The 14,839-nt window shown below is 34.4% G+C and carries 18 protein-coding genes and 1 other annotated feature; of the genes, 4 read left to right on the forward strand and 14 right to left on the reverse strand.

Features of this window, described 5'->3' with window-relative positions; translation table 11 throughout:
* Window positions 1-28: 28 nt before the first annotated feature.
* Window positions 29-493: an NUDIX domain-containing protein gene (locus CRO45_RS09935; RefSeq protein ID WP_097149506.1), complete on the reverse strand. Its 465-nt coding sequence runs from the start codon at window positions 491-493 to the stop codon at window positions 29-31.
* Between the two features lie 162 nt (window positions 494-655).
* On the opposite strand from CRO45_RS09935, the gene CRO45_RS09940 reads away from it, so the two are divergent.
* The gene (locus CRO45_RS09940) at window positions 656-1,663 is read left to right on the forward strand and encodes a nucleoid-associated protein (protein ID WP_097149507.1); all 1,008 of its coding nucleotides are present in this window, start codon (window positions 656-658) and stop codon (window positions 1,661-1,663) included.
* 53 nt (window positions 1,664-1,716) lie between these two features.
* On the opposite strand, the gene CRO45_RS09945 is transcribed toward CRO45_RS09940, so the two are convergent.
* The gene (locus CRO45_RS09945; RefSeq protein WP_097149508.1) at window positions 1,717-2,082 is read right to left on the reverse strand and encodes a VOC family protein; all 366 of its coding nucleotides are present in this window, start codon (window positions 2,080-2,082) and stop codon (window positions 1,717-1,719) included.
* Window positions 2,083-2,264: 182 nt separating this feature from the next.
* Here CRO45_RS09945 and CRO45_RS09950 point away from each other — a divergent pair, with 182 nt between their 5' ends.
* Window positions 2,265-2,510: a YkuS family protein gene (locus tag CRO45_RS09950; protein WP_097149509.1), complete on the forward strand. Its 246-nt coding sequence runs from the start codon at window positions 2,265-2,267 to the stop codon at window positions 2,508-2,510.
* A 59-nt stretch (window positions 2,511-2,569) separates the two neighbouring features.
* On the opposite strand, the gene CRO45_RS09955 is transcribed toward CRO45_RS09950, so the two are convergent.
* Complete coding sequence (locus tag CRO45_RS09955) at window positions 2,570-3,214, reverse strand: phosphatase PAP2 family protein (RefSeq protein WP_097149510.1); 645 nt, start codon at window positions 3,212-3,214, stop codon at window positions 2,570-2,572.
* 120 nt (window positions 3,215-3,334) lie between these two features.
* Window positions 3,335-3,727, reverse strand: a complete 393-nt coding sequence (locus CRO45_RS09960; protein ID WP_097149511.1) for a VOC family protein — start codon at window positions 3,725-3,727, stop codon at window positions 3,335-3,337.
* Between the two features lie 139 nt (window positions 3,728-3,866).
* On the opposite strand from CRO45_RS09960, the gene CRO45_RS09965 reads away from it, so the two are divergent.
* Complete coding sequence (locus CRO45_RS09965) at window positions 3,867-4,229, forward strand: VOC family protein (protein WP_097149512.1); 363 nt, start codon at window positions 3,867-3,869, stop codon at window positions 4,227-4,229.
* 47 nt (window positions 4,230-4,276) lie between these two features.
* Here the strand turns inward: CRO45_RS09965 and CRO45_RS09970 are convergent, their stop codons facing one another.
* The 10 genes from CRO45_RS09970 to CRO45_RS10010 all read right to left on the reverse strand — a co-directional run bounded on the left by CRO45_RS09970 (window position 4,277) and on the right by CRO45_RS10010 (window position 11,156).
* On the reverse strand, window positions 4,277-4,912 hold the full coding sequence (locus CRO45_RS09970; RefSeq protein WP_097149513.1) for an HAD-IA family hydrolase: 636 nt from the start codon (window positions 4,910-4,912) through the stop codon (window positions 4,277-4,279).
* Window positions 4,913-5,064: 152 nt separating this feature from the next.
* Window positions 5,065-5,601 (reverse strand): AAA family ATPase, encoded by a 537-nt coding sequence (locus CRO45_RS09975; protein ID WP_097149514.1) that lies wholly within the window; start codon window positions 5,599-5,601, stop codon window positions 5,065-5,067.
* A gap of 299 nt (window positions 5,602-5,900) precedes the next feature.
* Entirely contained in the window at window positions 5,901-6,425 is a 525-nt protein-coding gene (locus tag CRO45_RS09980; protein ID WP_097149515.1) for a GNAT family N-acetyltransferase, read from the reverse strand.
* Between the two features lie 83 nt (window positions 6,426-6,508).
* The gene (locus CRO45_RS09985; RefSeq protein WP_097149516.1) at window positions 6,509-6,883 is read right to left on the reverse strand and encodes a hypothetical protein; all 375 of its coding nucleotides are present in this window, start codon (window positions 6,881-6,883) and stop codon (window positions 6,509-6,511) included.
* 22 nt (window positions 6,884-6,905) lie between these two features.
* Window positions 6,906-7,673, reverse strand: a complete 768-nt coding sequence (locus CRO45_RS09990; RefSeq protein ID WP_097149517.1) for a phosphotransferase family protein — start codon at window positions 7,671-7,673, stop codon at window positions 6,906-6,908.
* A gap of 144 nt (window positions 7,674-7,817) precedes the next feature.
* Window positions 7,818-7,964, reverse strand: a complete 147-nt coding sequence (locus CRO45_RS20050) for a hypothetical protein (RefSeq protein WP_170949460.1) — start codon at window positions 7,962-7,964, stop codon at window positions 7,818-7,820.
* A 94-nt stretch (window positions 7,965-8,058) separates the two neighbouring features.
* Window positions 8,059-9,312, reverse strand: a complete 1,254-nt coding sequence (locus tag CRO45_RS09995) for an MFS transporter (protein WP_097149518.1) — start codon at window positions 9,310-9,312, stop codon at window positions 8,059-8,061.
* Between the two features lie 228 nt (window positions 9,313-9,540).
* Window positions 9,541-10,014, reverse strand: a complete 474-nt coding sequence (locus CRO45_RS10000; RefSeq protein WP_235864572.1) for a GNAT family N-acetyltransferase — start codon at window positions 10,012-10,014, stop codon at window positions 9,541-9,543.
* 9 nt (window positions 10,015-10,023) lie between these two features.
* The gene (locus CRO45_RS10005) at window positions 10,024-10,593 is read right to left on the reverse strand and encodes an AAA family ATPase (RefSeq protein ID WP_097149519.1); all 570 of its coding nucleotides are present in this window, start codon (window positions 10,591-10,593) and stop codon (window positions 10,024-10,026) included.
* A 35-nt stretch (window positions 10,594-10,628) separates the two neighbouring features.
* On the reverse strand, window positions 10,629-11,156 hold the full coding sequence (locus CRO45_RS10010) for a GNAT family N-acetyltransferase (protein ID WP_097149520.1): 528 nt from the start codon (window positions 11,154-11,156) through the stop codon (window positions 10,629-10,631).
* A gap of 167 nt (window positions 11,157-11,323) precedes the next feature.
* Window positions 11,324-11,561 (forward strand) — a binding site (T-box leader).
* A gap of 136 nt (window positions 11,562-11,697) precedes the next feature.
* On the opposite strand from CRO45_RS10010, the gene ileS reads away from it, so the two are divergent.
* The gene (ileS, locus tag CRO45_RS10015; protein WP_097149521.1) at window positions 11,698-14,793 is read left to right on the forward strand and encodes an isoleucine--tRNA ligase; all 3,096 of its coding nucleotides are present in this window, start codon (window positions 11,698-11,700) and stop codon (window positions 14,791-14,793) included.
* The last annotated feature ends 46 nt before the right edge of the window (window positions 14,794-14,839 follow it).

The following is a 14,839-nucleotide window of genomic DNA, read 5'->3' on the forward strand; positions in this document are numbered from 1 at the left end:
TAATCAATACATTTTTTCACTAATAGTTTCAATTAATATCCCCTAAATAAACAGGTGATCTTTCACCATGATAATGATTAATAATAAACTTTTTTATTTCTTTTGGATAAATTCTGTATTGTAGCAACTCTTCTATAGGTACCCACTCAATTCCTATTTGATGACTATCAGGATGATTAGGAATTATCTTGGCATCAAATTCATTTACTAAATTACAAGTAAAATAGAACTCCACTTGATGAACATGTGCATCTTCCTCTGCATATTCATGGTTTCTTCCTATGTATTCACGTAAAAAAAGTAAATCTCCAACCTCAACTTGTTGCCCTACTTCTTCGATACATTCTCTTATTACCGCATCTTGAAGATTTTCTCCCATCTCTTGTCCACCACCTGGAAAAAGATAAAAAGCACCTTCATTATCTAGATTTTTAGTTAATAATACTTTGCCATCTTTAAAGATGACAGCCTTAGCAGAGTTTCGAATAGCCATCTTTCTCCTACCTTCCACTAGTTATCTATTTGTTAGTTCTGCTCAAATAGACTGTAATCCTTTTAAATTATTGAACTATTTACCATCAAAAATTCAATGAAAAAGTAGGTTTGTATATGATATGGTATACATTCAGGTAAAAATAGATTTGAAGGTGAAATTATGATCGATGTTAGTGAGAGTAGATTAGTAAAGTACGTAATGCATCATGTAGGTGACCAACTCGTTTTAAATGACGAGGCTTTTACACAACCGGAAATATTATTACAAGCTGCTTTTACACAGTTAGCATTTCATAAAATAGATTGGGACCAACAATACGAATTCTTCCATGAAACTGATCTTGGATTAAATGAAGTTTATACTTATGTTAACTCTATATTTGACCAGGAAGACAGTTTTTTAGAACAATCAAAAAATATAGCAACACACTTAAACAGTTCTTCAGGACACCCAGGTATTAAAAGTGGTGAGCTATTTATCGGTTTATTTGACAATTGTATAATGACGACTGGTTCAACGAAAAAAGTATTAGCTATCGTTAAAATTGAAGATAAAGAAATCTTCTTAGATGTAAAAAGCGGCGAAGATAAAGTCACTGTAGATGGAATAGACGGCATTAATGTTAAGAAAGCGAATAACATGGCTTTAGTCGTTGATATGGGTGCTGACGAACCACCATTAGTCTTTATTAAAACAAAGAAAAAAGAAGATGTTGTTTACTGGCAAGAAAGATTTTTAAAAATTAAAGTAGCAGATGAATATTATTACAATACGAATTTAGCTCTTTCAGAAGTTAAGAAATATATTCTAAAAGAAGACAATTTTTCGAACCCTGAAAAATTAGATCTTTTAAACAAAACGCTCGATTATTTTAGAAATGAAGAAGAATTTCATGCATCAAACTATATTGATACGGTTTTTGAAAAAGCTGATGAAGCACAGAAAGACATTATTGTGAATACGGTTAAGCCCTATGAAACAGTTATTTCTGAAAGTGCCATTATTAAAGCTGAGAAAAGTTATAAACGTAAAATTAAACTCGATTCAAATATTGAAATTCAAGTGAATGTTCATAACATCGAACAAATGAATGAATTAATTGAAGTCGGTTATGATGAAGAAACGAATCGTAAGTTTTATAAAATTTATTTCGAGGAAGAAGTTTAGTGTTATTACCGCAAAAGCCAATTACCTTATATTCATGGTAATTGGCTTTTGTATTAGTCGATCCTTTGAATCATCTCTACACGGTTGCCAAATGGGTCACGGAATTCGAAACGGTCAAAACCTGGGATTGGTACAGCTTCAAGGACTTTTATGTCTTCTTGTGACAATCGGTTTCTCCAAAATTCTATATCTTCTACTTCGTATGCAACATGCGCTTTCGTAGTTAGTCGATCAAATCCATCTTCCGTTCCGATATGTACATCCCTGTCTCCAACGTTTATCCAAAATCCACCGCGCCCTTTTAGCGAATCTGGCTTTTCAACTTCTTGTAAACCTAAAACTTCACAATAAAACCTTTTCCCCTCTTCTTCAGTTCCTTTAGGAATCGTAATTTGAACGTGATGTATCCCTTTAATCATTTCTTCCCCACTCCTGTAAATTCAAATTCGACAGAAAAATCCTCTATTCAAGAAATGTATTCAACAGATATATCATATTTTCCTTTTAAATGAACTATAAATGAATCTAAATAAATTTAGTAAAATAAAGCGAATAATTCACATTCCGATATGACACATTACATATAGGAGGTGTGATAAAAATGGCAAACATCATTGGTGTTGAACAATCATTATCAAACGTAGAAGCTGCATTAAAAGCAAAAGGGTACGAAGTGAAACAACTTCGTAACGAAGAAGATGCGAAAAATTGTGCCGCATGCGTTATTACAGGGCAAGATGAAAACGTGATGGGAATCAGCAACGTTGTAACAGAAGGTTCTGTTATTAATGCTCACGGTTTATCTGCCGATGAAGTAGTAGATCGTGTGGAAAAACTGTTAAATTAATATTTAATAAATGCTGTCATAAAAATCGTGATCGGTTTCTATGGCAGCATTTTTTATTTCTATAATTTCACTCTTTTTGTTAGAAAATTGTATATCCATATGACCATCGCTAACCAGAACCCACTTGCAAAATATCCAGCAATAACATCACTTGGATAATGAACACCGAGATAAATTCGACTCATCCCGATCATCAATATGAATAGAATACCAATTAGAATAGATGCTGCTCTCCCCCAAGGATTTGTTATATGTTTCGAAAATACATAAGTCACTATTCCATAAAAAGCCACCGCGTTCATGGCGTGTCCACTTGGAAAACTAAATCCTCCAATTTCTATTAGGCGATTCAAATCTGGTCGTTCACGGTGGAAAAACTCTTTCAAAAGTCGATTCAACATACGTGCACCTAAAAAAGCAATAGGAAGTAAAATAAGTTCTAATCGTTGTTTAAAGAAAGCATAATGGAAGATAAGCAAGACAATACCAATTATAAATATAACTTTAGAAGATCCTATTTCGGTAAAAAATATCATAATGGTTGTTAAAGTAGGATTTTCTAACCCTTGAATAATTGCTATAATGACACTATCAAAAGCTAAATTATCATACCTACTAATAATAAATGCCATTAAACCGAATCCTATTAGAGACCCAAAACTAATTAAAAGTAGCAGTAGATGTTGAACCCTGTTGTTGTTCATTAGACCATTCTCCTTAGACACACTATTCTTATCTTAATATTATAGAAGTGCCACGAAATAATACTTCGGGCACGAAGAAAGTTTGGTGTTGTCTATTGTGAATATAATTAAACAGCTATATTATTTACTTCCTAAGAGTTGATTCAAACGCTCTTCCTCTAAATTTTTGTCTAGATATTCATATAACCCTAGTAAGTTTCCCCAAGGATCTTCAAAGGTACACCATTTTACGGGAACACCTTCTTTATAATGGATTTCAAATGGACCAATCGGTAATTCTTTCAGTAGTCGTTCTCTCTCTTCTCCAAGATCTCTCACGCCAAAGCGTAACGGACCACTGCCTTCAGTTGGAGTCCCTTCAGCAACTTGCAACCAACAACCTGGAGTTACTTCCCACTCAATGAAACCTTCATGAGGAATGAAATCAGGCTCTCTTTTTAATAATGTTTGATACCATTGTTTCCCTTTTTGGAAATCATTCACTCGAATTTGAATCGTCATTTCAAAAAACATATACATTCCTCCAAACGATATTAATTACTATTATCTTCTTTTTCGTTTTAGGATTTCCTTTAATTTATAGGCATTGATTAGGAAAATATTATGAATTGCATTTATAATTGGAAAGGATAAATGAATGGAGGTAGTATTCATGATAAAACAAATTGCTACTGTTGCAGTTTATGTAGAAGATCAACAAAAAGCAAAAACATTTTGGACAGAAAAAGTGGGATTTAAAGTTGTTGCAGAACATCCAATGGGGCCAAATGCAACTTGGTTAGAAGTAGCACCTAAAGGGGCAGAAAGTCGTTTAGTTCTTTACCCTAAAGCGATGATGAAGGGCTCTGAAAATATGAAGGCTTCTATTGTTTTCCAAAGTGAAGACGTTAAGGGTACATATGAAAAGATGAAAGCCAATGGCGTAGAATTTTTAGGCGAACTTCAAGAGATGCAGTTCGGCTCATTTGTACAATTTAAAGATGAAGACGAAAATACATTTTTATTAAAAGGTTAAAAAAGGAAGATCTATAGAAAATATCCTTTCTATAGATCTCCCTGAGTTCATTTATTTGCTGCGTTCAATAAATTTCGAGTAATTTCTTCAGGTTTATGCACTACAAATTTCGGATTTTCCTTCTCAACTAAATCAAAACCATCAATGCCCCAGCTCACCCACATAAAAGGGATACTTACTTTGTTACAAGCTTGAATATCTCTTAATTCGTCGCCCACATAGAGTATTTGATCCGGACTTACTTTGTTTTGTTTCATAAACTTTTTTAGTACAGTATCTTTGCCGAAAATTCTGCTAGAAGTTAAGACTTCACTTACCAAATCTACCCCTTCCTGCTTTAGAAGTAGTTCAATATTTTCCTTTGCATTGGATGACACAACAACGATTTTGTATCCTTTAGCAGTTAGATCATTCAGCATGTCTTTTATACCATCAAAGAGTTTGACTTCCTTAATATTTTCCTTAAAGAAGCGATACACTTTTGGCATAATGATAGGTAATTTATACATCGGGAAATTGTATTCTCTCGCTCTTTGTGAAAGAGACATATGTTTAGTAGCAATGACACCCTCAACGTCAATCGGATCATAACGATATTTTGGAGCAAATAAATTCCACGCTTTTATAAAAACATCTGTGGAATCCGCAAGTGTTCCATCAAAGTCAAAAACAATATATTTCAAGTCTAGTTCCTCCAGAAAATCAAATTCATATTTTCTAGTGTAATGAATGGGGCCGGTAAACACAAAAATTCTCTCTATGTATTTGATATTTGACTTTATTTAAAAAAACGCTAATCTCCTACGATCAGCGCTAGATAAATAATTTATTAAGTTTACTTGTGTGTTGCGGGAAGTAGTTTTATTCCTACGATTTCAGCTATTTTTTCTACTACTTCTGATATCGATAGTTGCTCAGTATTAATTTGTGGCTGGAATCTTTCATTGGTTAATCCTTGTAAGCAACGATCAATTTGTTGAGAAGCCCATGAATTTATTTCTTCCCCTCGATTTAATAATCGATGAGCTATCGTATCTTTAGATGCCGAAAGGACAAAATGATTTACAGTGATTCCGTCATTTCTAAGCTTTCCAATCAACTCATCAAAATACTGTGGACTTACAATAGTCATTGGCACAATCAAAACACCATCGTACTCCCGGTTTAGATATTTTAAAAAACTATAATTCCCTTCACGCCAAACCTCGTAATCTTGAAAATCAGCTTTTTTTATCTCATTTGGGAAAACCCATCTTGTTGTTTGACCAAGTATTTCAGGATCATATACAAAGGATTTCGGAATTCTTCTATGTAACTCATTAGCCGTTTCAGTTTTCCCAGCGCCAAAGGCTCCATTTAACCAAATAATCAATCAAAACACCTCTAATTAAAATTTAGAAAATATACAAAGAAGTTATTAGAAAAAATTGACCACTTATTAGACAATTCACAGAAGTTATTAGACAAAATCAAAATTTTATTAGACATTCCCATGAAAGTTGCCCCCCGAGAAGAAGTTATTAGACAAATCGGAACACTTATTAGACAATCCACGGGAGTTATTAGAAAAAGTTAAGGCATTATTAGAAATTCCACTTTAAAGTAGCTCCTCACGCTGAGGATATTAGAAAGAATCTGCCACTTACTGGGGAATTGTACATATTTAAATGGTTAATAAGGAACATCATTGATTTTAATTGGTGTCGTTAAACCTGATTCCCAATCGCTACGAATAGCACCGTAAACAACACAATCTGAAGCAGTTCCATCTTCATTTTCCCAAGCACTTCGCAGGTACCCTTCTTTTACAAAACCTGCCTTAGTAAAACACTTTCTCATTCCGAAATTATCAAATCTCGTATAGCCCTCTATACGAATTTTATTTTTATCTCCAAATAAATAGTCTTTTAACCAAATAATTGTTTTAGTTCCGTATCCTTTTCCCCTATCATTTTGATCAAAACGCATATCAAAATTAGGAATTGAGTCACTTATATCATTTATGATGATGATCCCGATCCTAGTACCATTGTCGATGATCCAATATGTTTCCCTATCATTTTGATAGTACCCTTTTTGATAATTTTCACGAACTGATTCTTCTTTAATAATTTGTTTTCCGTGAAATTCCCATTGGTTCTTCGTTAGTAGTTCTACCAAATCATCGATTTCATCTTGAAATAACTTAAATTCCACTTTAATTCCCCCTCCACTACAATTAATTCAACAAAAAAAGCACCAATCCTTTTTTTGGATTGACGCTAAAGGATATCAATTATTTAGTTAAATAATGTAGAACGGGCTTCTACATATTTTGTTAAACAATCAACGATAAAGAAAATCGTGACATAGAAAATTCCAATCACAAGCGCTACTAGTATAAGACTTCCATCAAAGATTGTAAATAGGAATACACATATAAGTGCGCAAACTAAATGTTTAAAATATGAAAGTAAAAGAGCATCACTTTTACTATAGTGCTCAATTGCTAAAGAAGATAGGACACCACCTACAAAAAGAATAGGTACTGTTACTAAACTGACTGCTAATCCGATATAAAGATTGTACCCTGTACCAAATTCAAATAGAAGCGGTGCGATAAAAAAACCAATGACGGATGTTATGAATGCTGCGTATAATTTTCTTGAAAGCATTTCTTTCCCCCTCAAATCCAGATTAGAAGAATTCATATAACCCCTCATTAAATTTATGTTCTTCATTAGTTACCTTGTATCGAGTATAACCAGTATAGAAAGCCTTTATAAATTCTTCATTGTTAATAAACTTTCTAATTGCTAAAGATACATCATATCGAGGATCGCCAACCGTCATACCTGATACATCTATGAACATACTAGCTACTCCATCAATAACGAGTACATTGTCTGTTGTACAGTCACCGTGTATCATTGTTTGTTTCACAGGTTCCGGAATTGTTTTCTTTAGTTGAATTAATAATTCCTCTGTACCGTCTACATCACCAATTTTTAAATAGTGTTCTGCAGTTTTCAACTGATAGTCAAGCCAATCATCTTCCGTGCTTAACTCATGAATTAGTTTTGTTTCATGTAATTGATGCAATAATTGCCCAAAACTTTGCAATAGTAATTTCTTTTCCTCTATATTATTCGCTTTTTTCAATGCAGTTGTTAATGAAATTCCATTTTCAAAAGACATAATTACGTGATCACTATCCTGATCCTCTATATAACCATAATATTTCGGAACAGGAATGTTATTCTCGTTTTTTAAAATCTTTAATACTTCAGATTCTTGCTTTAACCATTCTCTATATCTCTCTTTAAACGAACTTTTCAACAAATAAGTTCCTTCGTAGGTTTCAATTTTACGAACTTCGGAAGTGCAACCTTGTTCTGCTAGCATAGTTATATCTTTAATTTCACCTATAACATGCTCTATTTTTCTTCGAAAATTACTTTCCATTTCTCACACTACTTTCGCATGTAAACGTTTTCTTCATGATAATAAAATGTTCAACATAAAAAGCATTAATCCTTCTTAGATTAACACTTTTTCTTCATAAAAATTATTTTATTATTCATGCAACGAATATAGACCGCCACATGATTAATTTTTAATCTTATTTATTTCTTCCCTTAGTTTTTTTATTTCTCGCGTTTGTTCTCTAATACTTTTATTAATACCGCGCATTAAATCATATATTGCGAGCAATAATGCAAAAAGTACAATTACACCAACAATTATATACTCCATCTTTTTATCCTCCCTTGAATCCATACAAATCAGTATAACAGTTATTCCCAACACGAAAAAAGAGGTTGACCCTTAGCGGATCATAACCTCTTACTTAAACGGTTTGTTCAACTTTTCTCTCTTTTACTAAAAGTACCCCGATTAATCCCATAATCGCAAAAATAACTGGAATGATAAATCCGTAATGATAGCCATAGTTGATAGAGCTTTCAGGGAATAAATCTAAGACATTACCAAAAATAATCGGTAATAGGACAGCACTTGTGAACCCACCCATATTAGCAAATCCAGTAACTACCCCTACCTCTTTGGCAGAGAATGACTCTCTCACAATAGCAAACGTTAATGAACTCGCCCCGTTGCCAAATCCAATTACGATAAATAAAAACAGAACTAACCAAAAAGATGGCGTCACTCCGGATAAAAACATCCCTATCCAGCTAGCAACTACAAGTGTATATACTAGGGTATATATTTTTTTAATAGAAGTTATTCTACTACTAATCCAACCTATAAATACTCCTCCAACCATTGCTCCGAGAAGACCATACATGATTAATTGACTTGCTTGTGAACGTGTCATATCAAAAACTTGGATACCGTATGGAACGCCCCAAGATCCGATAAACCCAACATATCCTCCAACTACACCAAAATGGCAAAGGAAGGTAGCCCAAGCTTGTCGTGTATTCATTAGTCTCCATAAGATTTTCCATACACTCTCTCTCGGTTCGGTTGGCTCTTTTTTATCTTGTTGTTCATCGTTAAATAGTTTTTTCGGTTTTAATACGAGAACGAAATAAAGTACAAATGTTAACAAAACTAACGTAATTCCGATAGTTAAAAATGGTATTCTCCAACCTGCGTATGAAATCCAAATTGAATAAGGAACGGTAGCGGTAAGAGAACCAATACTACTAACTAGCGATACTAAACTTAGTAATTTCACAAATTCCCTACCGTTGAACCATTGTGTAAAAATTAAAACGAGGTTAATAAAAATGGCAGCATCCCCTACACCTACGAATAACCGCGCGATCATTAACACATATTCATTTACAGCTGTACTATATAAAATACTTCCAATTCCTGACAATAGTGTACCAAGAATTAAAAATCGGTTTGGACCAAATCGATCTGACAATAATCCCGATGGAATTTGTAATCCCGCATAGGCAACGAATGAAATACTGCTAATTATCCCGATTACCATTGCAGTAAGTTGGAAGTCCTTCATTAATTGGTCAGTAATAAGACCAGGAGCCGTTCGTTGGCTAACAATTAAAAAGTACGGCACTAAAACAGCACTCAATACTAACCATCTATAGCTGCTTTCCCGTTTGTTCATTGAAGTAACCTCCCTTTTTCAAGATGTACTGCAACGTAGGTTAAAATTTAAATAGACTTCGCTGTAATTTAGTCGACTTTTTTTAACCCCTTATGTATCTATGATTATTTACATATATTATTCTTCTCATAAACTTCCTTAGTTTACCAAATACATTCAATCCTCAACTTCTAGATTTTAAGAAGAATAAAAGCGCTAATCATGTTATAGATTAACGCGAGTGGTAAACTAATGGTCTTTGATCATAGTAATAAATTCAGTCGTTTTACTTTTAAATTCTATCTTTTTAGCAAAACCAAACTTCTCATATAAGCGAATGGCACGTTGATTAAACTTTGCTACAGTTAGACGAATCGGTAGCCCATGCTCCTTTTGGATTTGTTCTAATACAAACGAAAAGAAGTTAGTACCATTGCCCTTACCCGTTAATGTAGGTTTCATTCCTAATCCGATATCTGGGAAAGGACTTGCGTATGCCCCAAATTGATGACCTACTGGTACTTGCGCAGAATTACCGACGCAAAAAAAACCGATTACTTCATTTTGATTGTTTACAATTGCCTTATATTCATTATTCAATAATTCACTCAAAGATTCATCATTTAATTCGTTATTGTAAAAGTCGTACGGTGGTTCGTACTTCCAGCTCAAAATTTCTTCTGCATATGTAGGTTCCATTTTTTTAACATGCAATTCGTTCATATTATTCTCCTAATTTAAACTTTGTGCGATTTTAATAATTTTTTCTATAACAGAATTTACTTCCCTATTATTTTGGATAACGAATAGATAGTCCGCTTCGCCAGGGGCAGGATCCAGAACATCTTCATTTGAAGATTCAATTTGTTGACGCTTTAGCACTTCTACAAAACTTGTATAAGGACCTCTAAATATATTCGTACTCCGTTTACTATTTTCAACACGTGCTTGAAGTACCTCATCGGGAATATCAAAATGCACTAGAATACGAGTATATTCACTTTTTGGAAATAACTCATTAAGCAAATACGATCGACCTTTTTTACTTCGATTTGAGTTTGAAATTATGAGGTGGAGATTTGTATTGTCTTTCGCATATTCTACAATAAGCCTTGAAATGGCGTGTTTTAATGTATTTGGACCCTTTTTAGGTTGCATGATTTTATAATATGTATTTATAAATTCTGCATGATTATCTTGATCCATAACAAATGAATTTTCTAGTTTTTGCTCTAGTTCCCTAGCAAAAGTCGTTTTTCCACTATGTGTTTTGCCAACAGTTACTATTACTAGTCTTTTCATTACGATATTCCTTTCTAAAACCATTACGTGCAAGTCTATTCTTTAATTAGTGAGTAAATGTACGTATCATGTGGTTTGCTATTTTGATACATATTTTTTCTCAATATTCCTTCTCTTTGAAAACCTAATTTCTCTAATAGTCTATAAGAACCATAGTTTTCAAGATAAATAATTGCCCCGATTCTAGTTAAATCCATCTCATTAAATCCATAATTAATGACTTTCTGGATTGCTTCAGATGCATATCCCTTTCGCCAATAATTCGGGTGAATTTCATACCCAATTTCAGCTTTTCGATGCTTTGATGCCCAAGCGTGATAGCCTATTGTTCCAATTAACTCGTTACTCTCTTTAAGTTCGATACCCCAACGAATAGTTTTTTTCTCTAAATAGTTCTTTGAGAAAAGTTCAATTAAGTCCTTGGCTTGATCGATATTTTGGAATGCATCACTACCGTAATATTCCATTACTTGATCATTTGAAAAACAAGCAAAAATGGCATCTGCATCTTCATTCGTAATTTCTCTTAATTTGAGCCTCTCAGTTTCTAAAATTGGAAACATGGAACTCCCCCCTGTTTAAGCATGCTTACAACAATCATCTACCTTAGGATTCTATAAATAATGTAATAATCCTCTTATAGTGACATTCAGAAACTCTAAAAATTAAATTTTAAGAATTGTTTGACTTCTGTAATTATCCATGTTAAAATTCAATCCAATAAAAGCATACAAATTCGTTGATGAGAAAAAGTAGCGTTTCGTTTTGATCCCCAGAGAGCTGACATTTGGTGCAAGTCAGTGTTCAAAAGTTACGTGAAAAATCCTCTCTGAGAAGTTAGGCTGAAATTTAGTAAGTCTCACCGGGTGTCTACCGTTAAAAGGACCGCGTATGATTGTACGTTGCTAAGTGCTATTGAGCGGATCAATAGAATTAGGGTGGTATCGCGGGTTAACCCCGTCCCTTCTTGGGACGGGGTTTTTTGCGTTCTAACGTATAAGCATTTAGGTAATACGCAAGAAAAACATCAACAGGTCCAATTTGGAGCCAGTTATGTTTATCAAGTATGTTTTTATACAAAAATTTTGTATAGGAGCGATATCTATGAATGCTAGTGTTAGTAAGGAAACAGTTGTTCATCGTGAGGAACGTATCCGAAAGTTTTGGTCAAAAGAAAATACGTTCCAAAAGTCTGTGCAATTAAGATCAGGAAAAACACCTTTTGTTTTTTATGAAGGACCACCAACTGCAAATGGTCTCCCCCATGTCGGCCATGCATTCGGTCGAACAATTAAAGATGTGGTAGCACGTTACAAAACGATGAAGGGATATTTTGTTGAAAGAAAAGCTGGTTGGGATACACATGGACTTCCAGTAGAACTTGGTGTTGAAAAGCAACTTGGAATTTCCGGGAAACAACACATTGAACGGTATGGCGTTGAGCCCTTCATCAACAAATGTAAAGAAAGTGTCTTTACCTACGAAAAGAAATGGCGATCATTTACTGAAGAGCTAGGTTACTGGGTTGATATGGATGATCCTTATTTAACCTTAAGTAATGACTATATCGAAAGTGTGTGGAACATCTTAAGCAAGGTACACAAAGACGGCCTATTATATAAAGGCCACCGCGTATCCCCTTACTGCCCTAGTTGTCAAACGACTTTAAGTTCACATGAAGTCGCACAAGGCTATAAGGATGTAAAAGATCTATCAGCAACTGTAAAATTTAAACGAATTGATGCAAAGAATGAATATTTCTTAGGTTGGACTACAACCCCTTGGACATTACCCGCAAACGTTGCTCTTGCAGTCAATCCTACATTAACGTATGTTCGCGTACAAAAAGACAATGAAGTTTATGTAGTCGCTAAATCTTTAGTAAGTAAAGTTCTAGGTGAAGATGTAACGGTTTTAAGTGAGCATAATGGTCGGGAATTTGAAGGCGTTCGTTATGTCCCTCCATTCGAGTATGTAACTATTCAGAAAGGGCACGAGATTGTTTTAGCTGAATATGTAACTGAGGACAGTGGTACGGGTATTGTACACATCGCACCTGCTTACGGTGAGGAAGACTATAAAACTGTTCAGCAAAATGGATTATCTATTGTTAATGTTGTTGATTTACAGGGCCGTTACACAAATGATGTTACGGAACTAGCTGGGAGATTTGTGAAAGAGTGCGATGTTGACATTATTAAAATGCTTTCAGAAAAAGGAATGCTTTTCCATAAAGAAAAATATGAACATAGCTATCCTCATTGTTGGAGATGTGATTCTCCCCTACTTTATTACGCAACAGATAGTTGGTTCATTAAGATGTCTTCATTAAAGGATAAAATGCTTGAAAATAATGCCACTGTCAACTGGTATCCTGATCATATTAAAGAGGGGCGTTTTGGGAACTTCCTTGAAAACCTAATGGATTGGAATATTAGTAGAAATCGATATTGGGGAACTCCGTTAAATGTTTGGATTTGTTCAAGTTGCGGGCATGAGGAAGCTCCAGGTAGCGTTCAGGAATTACAGGACCTTGCGAATACTCAAATTTCAAATGAGATTGAATTGCACAAACCTTATATTGATGATGTACAGTGTACTTGTCCGAAGTGTAATGGCGTTATGAATAGAACTCCTGAAGTAATTGATGTTTGGTTTGATAGTGGTTCAATGCCTTTTGCACAGTATCACTACCCTTTTGGCGACAAGGCCAAGTTCGAATCCCAGTTTCCAGCGGATGTAGTAATTGAAGGAATCGATCAGACAAGAGGATTTTTCTACAGCTTACTTGCGGTCTCTACCCTTTATACAAGGAAGGCTCCATATAAAAACGTATTGTCTCTTGGGCATGTACTTGATGAACATGGACAGAAGATGTCTAAAAGCAAAGGTAACGCATTAGACCCTGTTGAGTTGATTTCGGAGTATGGTACACACGCACTTCGATGGGCTTTCCTAGTAGACAGTTCACCATGGAACCCGAAGCGATTTTCTAAAAAAATTGTTCAAGATGCTAAATCAAAGTTAGTTGATACATTAGATAATACCTATAAATTCTATGAGTTGTACGCTACTATTGATGGCTATGTATATGATAAAGAGCAACTTGGGAAAAGAACGATTCTTGATGAATGGATCCTTTCTCGACTAAATAGTACAGTGAAATTGGTTAATGAATACATGGACCGTTATCAATTTACTCAAGCAACTAGAGAAATCGGGTCACTAGTTGACGAACTAAGTAATTGGTATGTTCGAAGATCCAGAACACGCTTTTGGGCTTCTGGTATGTCGGAAGATAAACGAGCTGCTTTTTCAACCCTTTATGAAACCCTTACGACAATCACTCGTCTCCTAGCTCCTTTTGTTCCCTTTGTGGCAGAAGATATTCACTTTAAATTACACAAAACGAGTGTTCATTTACAAGACTATCCTACAGTGGATGAAGCAGCAGTGAATGACACTTTAGAAGCAAATATGAAAACCGTTCTGAAAGTAGTAGAATTTGGTCGAAGTATTCGAAATAGCAAAAACTTGAAAGTAAAACAACCGTTACAAACGCTAGTTGTTTGGAGTGGTGTAGGAGTCCAATCATTAGATGTCTTCTCTAGCATCATTAAAGAAGAATTAAATGTGAAAGATGTAGTTTTTGCGGATAATTTATCGAGTTACCAATCAACTGTATTGAAGTTAAACTTTCAAACTGCAGGTGCTGCTTTTGGTAAGTTAGTCAATGATGTGAAGAACTATGTTGATCAGCTGAATGAATTAGAAAAACAGACTTTATTAAGTAATGGTCAGCTAGAATTTAACGTAATTGGTCAAACGGTTGTTTTAATGAAAGAACATGTTCTTGTAGAACATCAGGTAGCTAAAGGATATAAGATGACTGGTGATGAACAGCTCAAAGTGCTTTTAGATACTACGCTCACTCCCCTACTCTTGGTGGAAGGTCAAGTACGGGAATTAATTCGAGCAATACAAGATACTCGTAAAAAATTAGATTTACCAATAGAAAAATACATCTCTGTGAATTTCTCTTCTACCGATACAACACTTAGGAAAATAAAAGGATTTGAGGAACTAATTAAAGAGAATGTACTCGTTCATACAATAAGCTATGAAAAACATCAACAATCAGAAACTCAAATTGACTTCAGCTTTGGGGATGAAAAGGTTATTGTGTCGTTGGGAGAGTAAGAAATACGCATTTGACCTTGCTAGTAGAAATGAGTTGCGTAATAAA

It is taken from the genome of Ureibacillus acetophenoni (genome assembly GCF_900220965.1).
In the GTDB taxonomy this organism is placed as follows: domain Bacteria; phylum Bacillota; class Bacilli; order Bacillales_A; family Planococcaceae; genus Ureibacillus; species Ureibacillus acetophenoni.